Raw genomic sequence first — 14,475 nt, forward strand, 5'->3', positions numbered from 1 at the left:
GAACCCGAACACCCCTACATGGGTGCCTGGTGGCCGCAAGGCCACGTGATCGGCTGGGAACACACCTTCACCCACGAAATCCGCGACTTCCTTCTGGCCATCGACGCCGGAACCCCGCCGACGCCCTCCTTCGAGGAAGGCCTCGCCGTACAGCAGGTCCTGGCCGCGATCGAGGAATCCGCCGACGCCAAATCCGCCATCATCCAGGTTGCCGGCCACCGACCATGACCGGTCACCGGCCACCCCGGCCTTCCAGCTTTCCCTCCCCCGAAAATCTTTCCCAAGGAGAACCCATGCCCCGCCCGTACACCCTGTTCACCGGCCAGTGGGCCGACCTGCCCTTCGAGGACGTCGCGCGCCTAGCCTCCGGCTGGGGCTATGACGGCCTGGAAATCGCCGTGTCCGGCGACCACCTGGACGCCTGGCGCTGGGAGGAACCCGGCTACGTCGAGAACAAACTCGCCATCCTGGACAAATACAACCTCAAGGTCTGGGCCATCTCCAACCACCTCAAGGGCCAGGCCGTCTGCGATGACCCCATCGACTTCCGCCACCAAGCCATCGTCGGGGCCAAAGTCTGGGGCGACGGCGAGCCCGAAGGAGTCCGTCAACGCGCCGCAGAGGAAATGAAGCACACCGCCCGCCTCGCCCGCGCGCTCGGGGTGGACACCGTCGTCGGGTTCACCGGCTCCTCCATCTGGCAATACGTCGCCATGTTCCCGCCCGTCCCCGAGAAAGTCATCGAGGCCGGCTACCAGGACTTCGCCGACCGCTGGAACCCCATCCTGGACGTCTTCGACGAACACGGGGTCCGCTTTGCCCACGAAGTCCACCCCTCCGAAATCGCCTACGACTACTGGACCACCGTCCGCACCCTGGAAGCCATCGGGCACCGGGAAGCGTTCGGCCTGAACTGGGACCCCTCCCACTTCATGTGGCAAGGCATCGACCCCGTCTCCTTCATCTGGGACTTCAAGGACCGGATCTACCATGTGGACTGCAAGGACACCAAGCTCCGCCCCACCGGCCGGAACACCGTCCTGGGCTCGCACCTGCCCTGGGGCGACCCGCGCCGCGGCTGGGACTTCGTTTCCGCCGGACGCGGCGACGTGCCCTGGGAATCAAGTTTCCGGGCCCTCACCGCGATCGGCTACGACGGGCCGATCAGCATCGAATGGGAAGACGCCGGCATGGACCGCCTCCACGGCGCCCCCGAAGCCCTCGCCAACCTCAAAAAATACGACTACCCCGCCTCGAACACTTCCTTCGACGCCGCCTTCAGCCAAGACTAACCACAGCGCGAACTGGCAGCAGATGACCCCAAAATCCGACGTTGCGGTCATCTGCTGCCAACTCGCGCCAGGAATTCCTCACAAGACGAAAGGACATCCGCATGCCTGGGAGCACAGCACCCGACGACGAAGCATTCGTCCCGCTGTTCGACGGCGTCAGCCTGGCCGGGTGGCACACGGCGCCTCGCATCTACGGTTCGGTGTATCCCGGTGGGCCGAGCGTCCTTGAGCATTTTGACAGCCTCGGACTTCAGCGTCCCATGGAGCCGGAAAAGCACCCGGCCCGCTGGAAGGTCGAAGATGGCGTCCTGATCGGCGAGCAGGATGCTCCCGGGAGCGGTTACGGCGGCTACCTTGTCAGCGACCAGGCGTTCGGGGACTTCGAATTGCTCCTTGAGATGCGTCCCGATTGGCCTGCGGACACCGGCGTCATGCTCCGGCGTCAACGGGACAGTTGGGAAGGGTTCCAAATCCTCGTGGACCACCGCCCATCCGGCGGGATCGGCGGCTTCTTCGGCAACGGACTGGCAAGTTTTTCGGCGGTTCCGTTCGCGATCGACGTCGTCCGGGACCCGAGCGGGCAACCCACCGGACTGGTCGCAGACGACCCGGCCACCTCAGCGGAGCCAGTCACCGAAGAGAAGCGCGACCGGCTGAGCTACGCCGCCGACGTCGACGATTTCCTGAACGTGTGGCGCTGGGACGACTGGAACGAATTGCGGATCCGCTGCGTGGGCGCCATGCCGGTCATCACCACATGGGTCAACGGTCTCAAGATCGCCGAACTCGATACTGCCACCCTGCAATCCCCCAATTACGACGCCGACACGGTCTACGAGGTGCTGGGCAACCGCGGGCATATCGCCCTCGAAGTCCACGACAACGACGCCATGTTCGGCGAAGCCCGCTGGGGCGTCGGAGCACAATGCCGGTGGCGGAACATCCGGATCAAGGAGCTACCGATCGACTCCGCGGTGCCACAGTGATACGCACACTTCAGCCGGGCCAAAGCTGCCAGGTCTGGATTGCTTCTGCGGGCACCGGAGCGCTCGAGCTTGTCTTCACCTCTGACGAGGTGCTCTTCGAGGCACCGAACTGGAGTCTCGACGGCGCCCACCTCATCCTCAATGGGGCTGGCAAACTGTGGACACTGGCTGTCCAGGACCGGACCATCGCCCAAGTACCCCTCACCGGGATCCCGGACCTCAACAATGACCACGTCCTCGCCCCCGACGGCGCGCGCATCTTCCTCTCGGCGAATGACGGACACATCTACGGCGCAGCCCTCGACGGCGGAAAAGCCACCAAGCTCACGCACGACGACAGCTCCTTCCATTTCCTCCACGGCGTCAGCCCGGACGGACTCGAACTCGCCTACGTAGGCATCGACGGCGGCGATTTCAGCAAGCCGGGCCAACTCATGACGATGCCAGCGGCCGGCGGCCCATCGGCGCCCGTGGACACCGGTCCTGGCCACTGCGACGGGCCCGAGTACTCTCCGGACGGGAAATGGCTCTACTTCAATACCGAGTCATTCACTACGCAGGCCGGGCATGCCCAGATTGCCCGCGCACGGGTGGACGGTACCGGCTTTGAACGCTTGCTCGGCAGCGACACCGTCGACTGGTTCCCGCACCTCTCGCCGGACGGGCGCCTGGCCAGCTACATCCGCTTCCCCAGCGGCACGGTAGGCCACCCCGCGGACTTGCCGGTCGACGTCGTCGTTGTTTCCGCCAGCGACTGGGCGACGCCGCTCCACACCTGGCCCCTCTTCGGCGGCCAGGGAACGCTCAATGTCAACAGCTGGTCACCCGACTCCGCCCGCTTCGCGTTTGTCGCCTATCCCAGCAATCTCCAAGAAGAGGCCTCATGACTGACATCGCCGCACTTGAACGCCAGGAAGAGGAGCTGATTTTCGCCGCCTTCGACCATGGCGACGCCTGGAAGCTCGGCTCCCGGCTGACCGGCATGGCCCAGGCGGCCGGTCACGCGATCGGCATCGACATCCGGCGCCCCGGGCTCATCCTTTTTCGCGCTGCGCTGCCCGGCATCACACCGGACCAGGAATCGTGGATCGCGCGGAAATCCGCACTCGTGTTGCGGATGGAAGCAAGCAGCGCGCTTGTCGAAGCCAGGCTGTCCTCTGCCGGTATCGATCCGGTAGCCAACGGATGGCTCGGAGCCGACTACGCCGTGACGGGGGGATCGTTTCCCGTGCGGGTCCGTGGCGTTGGCGTGGTCGCGGCCGTCACCGCATCAGGCCTTTCGTCGCAGGAGGATCATGACCTCCTTGTCGAAGGGATCCGGCAACATCTCATCGCCTAGGCAAGAACTTTCGCCAAAAAATTGTTGAACAATTCGTCCATGTGATGCATCATTGGGTGTAAGCCCCGACTGAGATCGGGATCACAAAGCCCGCCCAACGTTCCATGGAGGAACCATGTCCGCGACCACTTCGCCACGTTCAACACGGCGCAGCAAACCCTCGGCAGGCGCCATCAAGGCCTTCATTGCCAGCGTCACAGGAACCTCCCTGGAGTACTACGACTTCGCCATCTACTCGGTCGCCTCCGCGCTCGTCTTCCCCAAGATCTTCTTCCCCACGAACGACGAAACCACCGGCCTCCTGTTGTCCTTCTCGGCCTTCGCTGTGGGTTACCTCGCCCGGCCTATCGGCGGCGTTGTCTTTGGCCGGCTCGGGGACAAGATCGGACGCAAGAACGTCCTGGTCATCACCCTCATCCTCATTGGCGCGGCCACGGTCCTCATCGGTGCCTTGCCGGACTACCACACCATCGGCATCGGGGCCACGATCATCCTGGTCCTCCTTCGCTTGGCCCAGGGCATCGGCGTCGGCGGCGAATGGGGCGGCGCCGTGCTGCTGTCCAGCGAGTACGCCAACCCCAACAAGCGCGGATTCTGGTCGTCCGCAGCCCAAATCGGGCCGCCTGCCGGCAACCTGCTGGCCAACGGTGCACTGGCCGTCCTCGCCGCCGTCATGAGCAACGAATCCTTCATTGCTTGGGGCTGGCGCGTGGCCTTCCTCAGCTCGGCCATCCTGGTTGCCTTCGGTCTCATTATCCGGCTCAAGCTTGAGGAAACCCCGGTGTTCAAGGCGATCGAAGCCACCGGCGAACGGCCCAAGGCTCCGATCAAGGAGGTCCTCACCACCCAGTTCCGCCCGCTTCTTGCCGCCGCATTGTGCCGGATCTGCCCGGACGTCTTGTACGCCTTGTTCACCGTCTTCGTCGCGGTCTACGCCACCAAGGAACTGGGCATGACCACCGGCAACGTCCTGGGTGCGGTCCTGGTCGGGTCAGCATTCCAGCTGTTCCTGATCCCGGCCGCGGGGGCTGTCACGGACCGTTTCAACCGCCGACTGGTCTATGGCATCACCGCCGCTGCCACAGCCGTGTACATCCCCCTGTTCTTCCTCATGATCCAGTCCCGCTCCGTCCTGGCGCTGACCGTCGGCGTCGTGATCGGCCTCGGGCTGCACGCCTTCATGTACGGCCCGCAAGCAGCTTTCATCACCGAGCAGTTCCCGGCCAGGCTCCGTTATGCAGGCAGCTCCCTTGCCTACACCGTGGCGGGCGTCGTGGGCGGAGCGGTGGCACCGTTGATCTTCACGGCCCTCTACGCCGCCACCGGGAACTGGCTCCTGATCGCCGCATACTTGCTCGCCACGGCGGTGGTGACCATCATCGGTCTCGCCTTGGGCAAGGATCCGCAGCCGGAGGAGGATCTTCGCCTGCTTGCGGAAGCCCGCGCCTAAGCAGCCCGGCGGCCCGCGAGCAGAACGCTCCGGCGGGCCATCGCCGTCGTAATCTTTCCTGAAATGCCCCTTAAGATCAGTCTTGAGGGGCATTTTTGCGCCCGATTGCCAGAGAGGACCGCATGAGCCAGACAATCCGTGAAGCAACAGCGGACGACGCCGGACGGCTGGCGGAGCTTGCAGCCGTCACCTTTCCGCTCGCCTGCCCGCCGGACTCCTCGCCCGAAGACATTGCCGCGCACCTGCGCAGGACGCTCAGCGCGGAGAAGTTCACGGAATACCTTGCCGATCCGGACGTCACCATCCTGGCCATCGACGCCGCCGGGGAACTCCGCGGCTACAGCATGCTCGTGGCCCGACCCACTACCGATACCGACGTCGCTTCGGCCCTGACGCTCAACCCTTCCACGGAGCTGAGCAAGTGCTATGTGCATCCGGAACACCAAGGCCTGGGTGCTGCCGCGGAGCTCATGAAAGCCACCTTGGACCGCGCTGCCGGCTCGGGTGCTGCCGGGGTGTGGCTGGGTGTCAACAGCCAGAACGCCAAGGCCATCCGCTTCTATGAGAAGAGTGGATTCAGGAAGGTCGGGACCAAGTCGTTTCGCCTGGGCGATGCCGTGGAACACGATTTCGTGATGGAGCGGGCGGTCTAGGAGTGCGCTGAACGGACCCGCGACGCGCAATCAGTTTCACGAGGCCCGTATCGGCGTAGCGCCTGCCCGCATCTGCGTCGCATACCCTTTTGCGTGTCGTGAACGCTTGGCTGTGATCAGACCAACAGGCCATTCCGGGAATGACGCGCCTGAATATCCGGTTGTCGCCGTCATGAGGATTGAGATCTGGTCAGACGTCGCTTGCCCGTGGTGCTACATCGGAAAGCGCAGGTTCGAAACAGCCCTCGCCGAATTCCCGCACCGCGATTCGGTCGAGATCCAATGGCGCAGCTACCAATTGGACCCGGGCATCCCGGAACACTACGACGGCACAGAACTCGATTACCTGAGCAAGCGCAAGGGCATGGACCCCGCGCAGGTCAGCCAGATGTTCGAGCACGTGGCGTTGCAGGCAAAGGGCGAAGGCCTCAACTACCGTTTCGACGATGTCGTAGTGGCCAACAGCTTCACGGCACATCGCCTCATCCACCTCGCGGCCGCCCACGGCAAGCAGGACGAAGCCAAGGAGCTGCTCCTGAGCGGCCATTTTGAACATGGCAAAGACATCGGAAGCCAGGAATACCTGACCGGACTCGGCAGCGACTTGGGCCTGCCGGAAGCCGAAATCGCCGAGTTGTTCAGCACCGACAAGTACGCAGAGGACGTCCGCGGCGACATCGCCGAAGCCCGAATGCTCGGCGTCACCGGTGTGCCGTTCTTTGTCGTCGACCGCAAGTACGGACTCTCCGGCGCGCAGCCCGCCGAGGTCTTCACCCAGGCCCTCACACAGGCATGGCAAGAAGCGAATCCGCTGGTCGCCGTCGGCAGCCCCGACGCCGAAGCCTGCGGCCCCGACGGCTGCGCGATCTAGAACCTTTGCGCGAGCTGGCAGCAGATGACCCCAACAGCGCGCTGAGAGGTCACCTGCTGCCAGTTCGCGCCGCACACACCCAACTTTGCTGACAGATCACTGTAAAGTGTCTGTATGCCTAGGATTACGGCCGCCACCAATGCGGCGCAACGCGCTGAAACCCGACGCCGGGTCCTGACAGCTTTCGGCGAACTGCTCTTCACCCACGGCCTGCCCGGGTTGACCATGACCGACGTCGCGCGGCACGCTGGCGTCGGCCGGACGGCGGTATACAACTACTACGCCGACATGGAACAGCTCCTCATCGCGTACGCCCTGGACGAGACCGAGCGATTCCTGGGCGATCTACGCGAATCCCTTGCAGCGCTGCAGAACCCGGTTGACCGCCTGGCCCTTTATGTGCGCGCCCAGGTGGAGGACCTGAGCCGTCGGCACCTCCCGCCGGGCCCTGCGATGGGGGCTGTCCTCTCTCCAGCTTCCTTTGCGAAATTGGCAGGTCACGTCGGCGAACTCAACCTGCTGCTCCAGGACATCCTGCGCGACGGAATCGCGGCCGGCTACCTCCCGCCCACCGACGTCGGCCAGCTCGCCAGGCTCATCCACGGAACTCTTTCCTCCAGCGCGGCACGCGGCAATGCCGCGAACGGAGCGGAGCTGGACGAGCTTGAGGAGCGGCTGGTCCAGACCGTGAGGTTCATCCAGTTGGGCGCAGGAGCAAGGTTCGACGACGACGGCCGGCCCGCGCGCCTGGCGTGACTCTGCCGCGCGGCTGACGCTGTCCGCGGAAGGCCAACGCTAAGGCGTCGGCATCACCGGCAGCTTCGCATTGTCCGGAATCCGCTGGTCCAGTCGGGGACAACTGAGCTTCCCCGGAGTGTTGTCCACCAGTTCCGGTGGCACGAGTGCCGAGAAGCCGGGAGCGAGGATGAGGTCCACGGAGGCATCCGTGCGTTGGTCCTGGAAGTAGTCGGTGCCCGCGATGTTCCTCTGGATATTGAACGCCGCCGCTTGGCCGCCGGATCCCGAAACAACCACGGCCGGGCCGGTGTAGCTGGTGGTGGAGTTGTCGACGGTGCCAACGTTGTATCCCCGGGCCTTCAACTGGTCTGCCACGTTCTTGGCCAGGCCAGCCTTGCCAGCGGCGTTGTAGACATTGACGCTGATTTTGTTGTTGGGCATGTAGTCGAAAACAGTGGCAGGACACACGGCCGCCGGCGCCTGGCTTGCAACGGCCGAGGGGAAGCGGATCACCCCGTTGATTACTGCCCATGCGCCCACGAGTCCGGCAACCACCACTCCGACGAGCAGCGCGAGAACGATCCCATGCAAGAGGCGCCGGCTGAACCACCCCGGATGGCTCTCCGGTCCAGGAGTATCGGCAAAAGTTGCCCGAAGTTCCGGCCCTGTGACAACGCGATGACCGTGCAGACTCATCGGGTCTTTCTGACGACCGGGACGTTTCCGGCGCTTCCTCGGATCCGCATTTTCGGGCACCGCCACCTGCTCCTCCGGGATTGTTTCGTTAACCATCTATCACCAGGACCCGGGCGTGGATGGCCGTGCGCTGGTGGAGCGCAGTACGGACTGCACGGTGGAGCCCGTCTTCGAGATACAGCAGGCCTTGATACTGCACCACATGCGGGAAAAGGTCGCCGAAGAACGTTGAATCCTCGGCCAGCAGTGCTTCCAGGTCAAGGGTGCGCTTAGTGGTGACGAGTTCGTCGAGCCGGACCGGACGCGGAGGCAGCGAGGCCCAGTCCTTGGGCGTGGAAAAACCATGGTCAGGGTACGGGCGTCCCTCGCCCACAGCTTTGAATATCACTTTGCAAGCCTAAAGAAGTAAGGCGTCCAAGGGAACTTGTGAGAAGTCGGTCACCAAGGTTGTGGCCAAAAGGTGACCGTTGACGGACGGTGAGCGCTGAAACGGTGCCGCCTGCCGCCGTCGCCGTCACACCGCTGCCGCCATCACGCCGGACTGACAGAATGGGTTCATGACTGCTTCAATGCCAGGCACGCACCCGGCTGCTCCTGCCCTCGCACTCCTCCTCGACGTCGACGGCCCTGTCGCGAGTCCCGTGACACGCGACGTGAAGCCGGAAATCATCGCCGACCTCGTGGGCTTGGCATCCGCAGGCATCCCCGTCATTTTCAACACCGGCCGCTCAGACGCTTTCATCCGCGAGCAGGTCATGGCGCCCATGATCGCCGCCGGAATGCCCGCGGGAACCGTGGTCCACGCGATCTGCGAGAAGGGCGCTGTGTGGTTCAGTTACACCTCGGGCGGCCCGGGACCCATCCATGTGGACCATGACCTTGCTGTTCCGAAGGCCTACGGCGACGACGTCCGCCGCATGGTGGCAGAGGACTATGCGACTCACATGTTCTTCGACGAGACAAAGCGCGCCATGGTGTCGGTGGAGCAGCATCTGGATGTCTCAAGTGACGACTATCTGGCCGAGCAGAAGCTCTTCGACGCCGATGCATTGGAGCTCATGGGCAGGCACGGGCTCTCCGCCGCTCTCCTCGATCACCACGCACCAGAGTCCGACGACGCCGCCGACTACCGCCTGGATCCCACCATCATCTCCACGGATATCGAGTCCATCCGGCTCGGCAAGGATCTCGGCGCCAGCCGCGCAGTGGAACTCCTCGCGGCCCAAGGGATCACCCCGCAGGCCTGGCGGACCGTGGGCGATTCTCGCACGGACTACGCTATGGCGGATTGGCTCCACCACAACGACCACCGCGTCAAGCACGTCGACGTCCGGCCCGCGGACGGCGTGCCCAACAAGCCCTACGATGTTCTTACAGCCACAGACCTCGGCCTGGGCGACGACGTCATTCACGACGACGCCGGAGGCGCATTCCTGCGCAGTTGGCGTGAAGCGTTGGCGGGCTAAGGCCACCAAGCCCGCGCGAACCACAACCTTTCGGAGAAAAGCCATCACAGACATGGACCAGCAAGCAATCTACTTCGGTAGCCCCGCCTCCGACGACGATGCCGTCGTTCCCGAACCGACATCGCCCGCAGTCGAGGCGCGCCTCAAGCACCGCGCCGACGTCGTCCGCCATCGCGGCCGGTACAGCTTGCTGAACCAGAACCGCACCCCGCAGCAGGTGATGGTCGAAGACCTTCTCGTGATCCGCGCCGCTCTGGACGCGGCCGGGTTGGACTTCATCCTGGTCCGCGGCAATGACCACCGGCCCGTGATCGCGGTCGATTGGAAGCTCCGGAAGAAACTGCGCCAGGCTTTGGTCTCCGCTTTCCGGAACGAGCCGTTCTACTCCATGACCGTTGATGCGCGGAAGAAATCCACGTTGCTGGTGGCCGACGGCGAGCTCTCGAGCAACCGGAAGGCCCGGATCTTCCGGCTCTTCCGTCCACGCGTGGAGCCCGGGGGCGGGCTGACTTACGGCCCCTCGCTGGGCGTGCAACTGGAATTGTGGGAGTTCGACGGCGAACAACTTGTGTTGCCGGTGGAAAACTCCCTGACCCGGCGAACCATGTTGCGCCAGGACGCTGTCCGGGGCACGGTGGAACGCCACGGGCTGAGCTGGCCGACCATCGAGAACATGTTCGCGGACCACGCGAGCGACATCGATTTCGACGTCGACATTGTCTTTTCGTGGGTGGACGGCAACGATCCCGCGTACATCGCGGCCCGCCGCGAGCAAATGAAAGACGCTGTCGTGGGCGAGGGCGACGCCCACGAGGCCCGTTTCCGGCAGATCAACGAGCTCAAATATGCCCTGCGCTCCGTGTATATGTATGCGCCCTGGATTCGCCGGATCTACATCGCCACGGACTCCCCCGCGCCGGAGTGGCTGGCCGAGCACCCGAGTGTCAGGATCATGCGCAGCGAGGAGTTCTTCAAGGACCCCACAGTGCTGCCCACCCACAATTCCCAGGCCGTGGAATCCCAGTTGCACCACATTGAGGGACTCTCCGAGCACTTCCTGTATTCCAACGACGACATGTTCTTCGGACGGCCCGTGGCACCGGACATGTTCTTCACTCCCGGCGGAATCACCAAGTTCATCGAAGCCTCCACCCGGATCGGGCTGGGAGAGAACGACGCCGAACGCAGCGGCTTCGAGAACGCTGCCCGCGTCAACAGGAAACTCCTCTGGGAGCGGTTCGGGCGCATCACCACACGCCATCTGGAACACACCGCCGCGCCCCTTCGTCGCAGCGTGATCGCAGAGATGGAGAGCGAGTTTCCGGCCGAATTCGCCAAGACGGCGGGCAGCAGGTTCCGCGCGGCGGACAACATCTCGGTGACCAACTCGTTTTACCACTACTACTCGTTGCTCACGGGCCGGGCAGTGACGCAGACGGCGGCCAAGGTCAGGTATGTGGACACCACCCTGTGGTCAGGGCTGCACTACCTGCCCACCTTGCTCGCCAAACGCAACGTGGACTTCTTCTGCCTCAACGATGGCAGCTTCCCCGAGGTGGCTGCCGACGAACGGGCCGGACTCGTGACGGACTTCATGGAGAAGTACTTCCCGGTCAAGGCGCCGTGGGAGAAGTAGTACGCTAGCGGCGGGTCATCTCCGGGCGCTTCGCATCCGCCCTGGAACCGCGTTCGTGCGTAGCTCGCTGGGGAATCCGGACGCCTGCTTCGGCGAGCCGGCGCCTGGTGGCTTCCGGGCTGACGTACTCACCGACAGTCGGCGATTTTCCCAACGGCACCACTGAATGCACGATCGTCTGCTCGTAAACGTGCACCAGGTTGAATGCCTGGGCGCCATCCCGGCCGCGGGTGCCGCCCTGCGGAACGTTGAGGTCCTGCGTGTAGCAGCTCGCGGAAGCCACCGATACCGGGACCCCGGCGAAAGTGGCCGTGGTGGAGTAGTGCAGGTGACCGGCCAGGATGGAGCGGACATCCGAATTGCGTACGACGTCGGCCAGCGCGGCTTGGCCGCGCAGCTCCACGAGGATGGAGAGGTCAAGGACGCTCGGGACCGGAGGGTGGTGGAGGGCAAGGATCGTGCCGTCCGGAGCCGGTGTTGCGAGCTCCGATCCCAACCAGTCGAGCTGGCTCTGGCTTAGCTCACCGTGGTGGAAGCCGGGCACGGAGGTATCCAGCGTGATGATCCGCAGGCCGTTGACGAAGTAGCTGTGATCCACCGGGGCGTCATTGTCGCTCTGGTCGAAGAGGCCCGCACGGAAATTCGCCCGATCGTCGTGGTTTCCCATCGCCCAGATCACCCGCGCTCCCATCTCTCGACAGGCAGGCTCGACGATCGACCGGAGTTTGGCGTAGGCGCCCGGCTCACCTTGATCGGCGAGGTCACCGGTGAAGATCACGGCGTCGGGACGGACCTTTGACGCGTGCACTTCCGAAAATAGTTGCCTGAGATGGGCTTCGCTATCGACCGCGCCGTAAAGGGGCTCCGACCCTCCCAACAAATGGGAGTCGCTAAGGTGCAGAAGTACGTGTCCTGGCCGCGGGTGCTCGGCCTCGATGAGCTCCATGACTACCTTCGGGTCGGTAGGAGGCGGCGCCTCCGGTGTCAGTCCCCAATAGACCCAATCCAACCAGACAAAAGGCTAACGCAGGGTAACTTACGGTCGGAATGTTGGAAAATTACTCACGTTCCCCCGCGATCCTCGCTCACCTTTGGGGCAACTTTCGACGACGCCCGCTCACCTTTGACTGAAATCCACCTCTTGACTCAAACATGTGCCGCCCCTCACAATAAGTGAATGGCTTTCACTAAAGAAACAGCGGCAATGGCGCCGCCCGCAACTTCCAGCCCTGACGTTGGATTGAAGAAGAACGCAATCGGCACTCGCGACATTGTGTTCATGTTGGTGTCAGCGGCCGCTCCGCTGACCATCGTCGTCGGCATCGCCCCGCTCGCCCTCGCTGTGGGCGGCGTCGGCGCTCCCTCCATCTACATCGCCGCGGCTATCGGCCTGGGCCTGTTCGCCATCGGTTTCATGGCGCTCACCCGCCACGTCCGGTCCTACAGCGGCTTCTACGGCTACATCTCGAAAACCCTCGGCCGCGTGGTCGGCCTCGGTTCCGGCCTGACTGCGTGGATGAGCTACAACGGCCTGCAGATCGGCCTTTACGGACTGCTGGGCATCCAGGCCAATCTCGCCGTGAAGTCCTTCACCGGGGTGGAACTTCCCTGGTGGCTCTACGCGATCGTGTCGATCGGGGCCGTCTGGTACCTGGGCTGGCGCGGGATCGACGTCGGCGCCAGGGTCCTCGCTGTCCTGCTCACCCTCGAAACCCTGATCGTCGCCATCGTCGCCGCGTTCGTCCTGGCCCAAGGCGGCGCACACGGCATCAGCTTCGAATCATTCAGCCCGCAGGCCATCTTCTCCCCGCAGTTCGCCGCAGTCCTTGGCCTTGGTTTCTCCGCCTTCATGGGATTTGAATCCGGAGCCCTGTACAGGGAAGAGGCCCGGGACCCGGACCGCAGCGTCCCGCGTGCCACCTACATCTCCATCGCCTTCATCGGCGCGTTCTACGCCTTCGCCGTCTGGATCATCGTCCAGGCCTTCGGAGCGGACGCCGTCCAGGCATTCGCCGCGGGCCACCTCGACGCCGGGGACACCGCCTACATCGCAGCGGGCAACTTCGCGGGCGGCTGGTGCGTGAACCTCATGAGCGTGCTGATCGTCACCAGCATCTTCGCCGCCCAGCTCTCCTTCCACAACACCATCAACCGCTACACCTTGTCCCTGAGCCGCGAGGGTATCTTCCCTAAACGCTCCGGCGGCATCAGCCCGCGATACCGCACCCCGTCCGTGGCCGGCTTCGACCAGACCCTCCTCGCGCTCGCCCTCGTGATCGGTGCGGCCCTATTCCACCTGGATCCCTTCACCCAGTTCCTGATCTGGACGAACACCCCGGGCGTGATCGGCATCCTCCTCCTGCAGGCCCTCACGGGTGTCGGCGTCGTGGTCTTCTTCACCCGACTCAAGGACCATGGCCTTCGCTGGTACGTCGTCCCCTCCGCCGTGGCCGCCACCATCATCATGTGCGCAGTGACCTACCTGATGGCGAATAATGCCCAGCTGATCACAGGCCTCCCGGCCGGGGACCCCGTCAACACCACGCTCCTCGTGTTCGCACCGATCCTGTTTGCCGCAGGAACCGTACTGGCCCTCGTGCTGCGCAAGGTCAACCCGGCCGCCTACCAGCGGATCGGCCACGCCGAGTGATCCCGGAGCCTAGTCTTGAGGGATGCAGACTCCCAGCAAAACCAGCCAGCTAGGACGGCCCCGGACACCGAGGCTCTCGCGGAAGGCGATCGGCCGTGCGGCGCTCGAGATGTTCGAAGAAGAAGAGAGCCTCTCCATCCCGCGGCTCGCGGAACGTCTGGGCGTCAGGCAGTCATCTTTCTACAAGCACGTCACGGGTCGGCAGGAGATCATCGAACTGGCCCGTGGCGCGCTCGTAGAAAAAGCTCCGATGCCCGAGTTGCCGACTGGCAGCCTTGACGACGTCATCCGCGGGATCTTCGACTCCCTCCGCAAGGCGTACAGCATGGTGCCGGCGCTCCTTCCCCTCCTGCTCACGCAGCCGGTGTCACACCCGGCAGCCTTGGAGCGCTACGACCAGTTTGTCGAAGCGTTTGAGATCGCGGGGACGCCACGGCACCTCATCATTCCCGCGTTGGAAACCCTCGACAGCGCAGCGATCGGCGCGAGCCTCGACGCAATGACGATGGAATCAGCATGGAGCATCAACGAAGAGGAGGAAGGCACTTACCCCCATCTGTTCGCGGCAAAGAAAGCCGTGGCAGAGCACCCCGTAGACCGCTTCGCCTTCCTGGCCGATGTCCTCTCGGCAGGATTGAAGGCCGCTATCGACGACGACTGATCCTCACCGGGCCGGCGTCGGACACCCGAACACAAGG

At 64.1% G+C, this 14,475-nt stretch carries 15 protein-coding genes and 1 pseudogene; 13 read left to right on the forward strand and 3 right to left on the reverse strand.

The features are described from left to right. From AB4Z38_RS20595 to AB4Z38_RS20635, 9 genes and pseudogenes are all read left to right on the forward strand, one after another. Positions 1–228, forward strand: a pseudogene (locus AB4Z38_RS20595) (gfo/Idh/MocA family oxidoreductase); the annotation flags it as partial. A gap of 65 nt (positions 229–293) precedes the next feature. Beyond that, positions 294–1,292 carry a sugar phosphate isomerase/epimerase family protein gene (locus AB4Z38_RS20600; RefSeq protein ID WP_441431428.1) on the forward strand — a complete coding sequence of 333 codons (999 nt, stop codon included), beginning with the start codon at positions 294–296 and terminating at the stop codon, positions 1,290–1,292. A gap of 101 nt (positions 1,293–1,393) precedes the next feature. Next, entirely contained in the window at positions 1,394–2,278 is an 885-nt protein-coding gene (locus AB4Z38_RS20605; RefSeq protein WP_441431429.1) for a 3-keto-disaccharide hydrolase, read from the forward strand. Further along, entirely contained in the window at positions 2,275–3,165 is an 891-nt protein-coding gene (locus tag AB4Z38_RS20610) for a TolB family protein (protein WP_441431430.1), read from the forward strand. The genes AB4Z38_RS20605 and AB4Z38_RS20610 overlap by 4 nt, the downstream gene beginning before the upstream one ends. Then, entirely contained in the window at positions 3,162–3,617 is a 456-nt protein-coding gene (locus tag AB4Z38_RS20615) for a heme-degrading domain-containing protein (protein WP_441431431.1), read from the forward strand. Before AB4Z38_RS20610 ends, AB4Z38_RS20615 begins: the two co-directional genes overlap by 4 nt. A gap of 115 nt (positions 3,618–3,732) precedes the next feature. Further along, positions 3,733–5,067, forward strand: coding sequence for an MFS transporter (locus tag AB4Z38_RS20620; protein WP_441431432.1), 1,335 nt, complete (start codon positions 3,733–3,735; stop codon positions 5,065–5,067). Positions 5,068–5,189: 122 nt separating this feature from the next. Continuing rightward, positions 5,190–5,720: a GNAT family N-acetyltransferase gene (locus AB4Z38_RS20625; RefSeq protein ID WP_441431433.1), complete on the forward strand. Its 531-nt coding sequence runs from the start codon at positions 5,190–5,192 to the stop codon at positions 5,718–5,720. A 172-nt stretch (positions 5,721–5,892) separates the two neighbouring features. Next, on the forward strand, positions 5,893–6,591 hold the full coding sequence (locus tag AB4Z38_RS20630) for a DsbA family oxidoreductase (RefSeq protein WP_441431462.1): 699 nt from the start codon (positions 5,893–5,895) through the stop codon (positions 6,589–6,591). A 114-nt stretch (positions 6,592–6,705) separates the two neighbouring features. Further along, entirely contained in the window at positions 6,706–7,347 is a 642-nt protein-coding gene (locus AB4Z38_RS20635) for a TetR/AcrR family transcriptional regulator (protein WP_441431434.1), read from the forward strand. Positions 7,348–7,386: 39 nt separating this feature from the next. Here AB4Z38_RS20635 and AB4Z38_RS20640 read toward each other — a convergent pair whose 3' ends face one another. Both AB4Z38_RS20640 and AB4Z38_RS20645 read right to left on the reverse strand, forming a co-directional pair. Then, positions 7,387–8,025: a LytR C-terminal domain-containing protein gene (locus tag AB4Z38_RS20640; protein WP_441431435.1), complete on the reverse strand. Its 639-nt coding sequence runs from the start codon at positions 8,023–8,025 to the stop codon at positions 7,387–7,389. Positions 8,026–8,113: 88 nt separating this feature from the next. After that, positions 8,114–8,413, reverse strand: coding sequence for a type II toxin-antitoxin system VapB family antitoxin (locus tag AB4Z38_RS20645; RefSeq protein ID WP_059388531.1), 300 nt, complete (start codon positions 8,411–8,413; stop codon positions 8,114–8,116). Positions 8,414–8,582: 169 nt separating this feature from the next. On the opposite strand from AB4Z38_RS20645, the gene AB4Z38_RS20650 reads away from it, so the two are divergent. Together AB4Z38_RS20650 and AB4Z38_RS20655 are read left to right on the forward strand one after the other, a co-directional pair. After that, positions 8,583–9,491: a hypothetical protein gene (locus tag AB4Z38_RS20650; protein ID WP_441431436.1), complete on the forward strand. Its 909-nt coding sequence runs from the start codon at positions 8,583–8,585 to the stop codon at positions 9,489–9,491. Between the two features lie 52 nt (positions 9,492–9,543). Next, positions 9,544–11,127: a stealth family protein gene (locus AB4Z38_RS20655; protein ID WP_441431437.1), complete on the forward strand. Its 1,584-nt coding sequence runs from the start codon at positions 9,544–9,546 to the stop codon at positions 11,125–11,127. Between the two features lie 4 nt (positions 11,128–11,131). Here the strand turns inward: AB4Z38_RS20655 and AB4Z38_RS20660 are convergent, their stop codons facing one another. Beyond that, positions 11,132–12,073: a phosphodiesterase gene (locus AB4Z38_RS20660; RefSeq protein ID WP_441431438.1), complete on the reverse strand. Its 942-nt coding sequence runs from the start codon at positions 12,071–12,073 to the stop codon at positions 11,132–11,134. Between the two features lie 258 nt (positions 12,074–12,331). On the opposite strand from AB4Z38_RS20660, the gene AB4Z38_RS20665 reads away from it, so the two are divergent. Both AB4Z38_RS20665 and AB4Z38_RS20670 read left to right on the forward strand, forming a co-directional pair. Then, positions 12,332–13,777: an APC family permease gene (locus AB4Z38_RS20665; RefSeq protein WP_441431439.1), complete on the forward strand. Its 1,446-nt coding sequence runs from the start codon at positions 12,332–12,334 to the stop codon at positions 13,775–13,777. Positions 13,778–13,799: 22 nt separating this feature from the next. Then, positions 13,800–14,438: a TetR/AcrR family transcriptional regulator gene (locus AB4Z38_RS20670; protein ID WP_441431440.1), complete on the forward strand. Its 639-nt coding sequence runs from the start codon at positions 13,800–13,802 to the stop codon at positions 14,436–14,438. Positions 14,439–14,475 lie beyond the last annotated feature (37 nt).

This window comes from Arthrobacter sp. 2RAF6 (assembly GCF_052115205.1).
Lineage (GTDB): Bacteria > Actinomycetota > Actinomycetes > Actinomycetales > Micrococcaceae > Arthrobacter.

Bases quoted from the DNA above. Each gene is read 5' to 3' on its own strand.
- AB4Z38_RS20625 (WP_441431433.1), top strand. From the start codon at position 5,190: ATGAGCCAGACAATCCGTGAAGCAACAGCGGACGACGCCGGACGGCTG.
- AB4Z38_RS20665 (WP_441431439.1), top strand. From the start codon at position 12,332: ATGGCGCCGCCCGCAACTTCCAGCCCTGACGTTGGATTGAAGAAGAAC.
- AB4Z38_RS20620 (WP_441431432.1), top strand. From the start codon at position 3,733: ATGTCCGCGACCACTTCGCCACGTTCAACACGGCGCAGCAAACCCTCG.
- AB4Z38_RS20605 (WP_441431429.1), top strand. From the start codon at position 1,394: ATGCCTGGGAGCACAGCACCCGACGACGAAGCATTCGTCCCGCTGTTC.
- AB4Z38_RS20630 (WP_441431462.1), top strand. From the start codon at position 5,893: ATGAGGATTGAGATCTGGTCAGACGTCGCTTGCCCGTGGTGCTACATC.
- AB4Z38_RS20600 (WP_441431428.1), top strand. From the start codon at position 294: ATGCCCCGCCCGTACACCCTGTTCACCGGCCAGTGGGCCGACCTGCCC.
- AB4Z38_RS20655 (WP_441431437.1), top strand. From the start codon at position 9,544: ATGGACCAGCAAGCAATCTACTTCGGTAGCCCCGCCTCCGACGACGAT.
- AB4Z38_RS20640 (WP_441431435.1), bottom strand. From the start codon at position 8,025: ATGAGTCTGCACGGTCATCGCGTTGTCACAGGGCCGGAACTTCGGGCA.
- AB4Z38_RS20615 (WP_441431431.1), top strand. From the start codon at position 3,162: ATGACTGACATCGCCGCACTTGAACGCCAGGAAGAGGAGCTGATTTTC.
- AB4Z38_RS20635 (WP_441431434.1), top strand. From the start codon at position 6,706: ATGCCTAGGATTACGGCCGCCACCAATGCGGCGCAACGCGCTGAAACC.
- AB4Z38_RS20670 (WP_441431440.1), top strand. From the start codon at position 13,800: ATGCAGACTCCCAGCAAAACCAGCCAGCTAGGACGGCCCCGGACACCG.
- AB4Z38_RS20660 (WP_441431438.1), bottom strand. From the start codon at position 12,073: ATGGAGCTCATCGAGGCCGAGCACCCGCGGCCAGGACACGTACTTCTG.
- AB4Z38_RS20650 (WP_441431436.1), top strand. From the start codon at position 8,583: ATGACTGCTTCAATGCCAGGCACGCACCCGGCTGCTCCTGCCCTCGCA.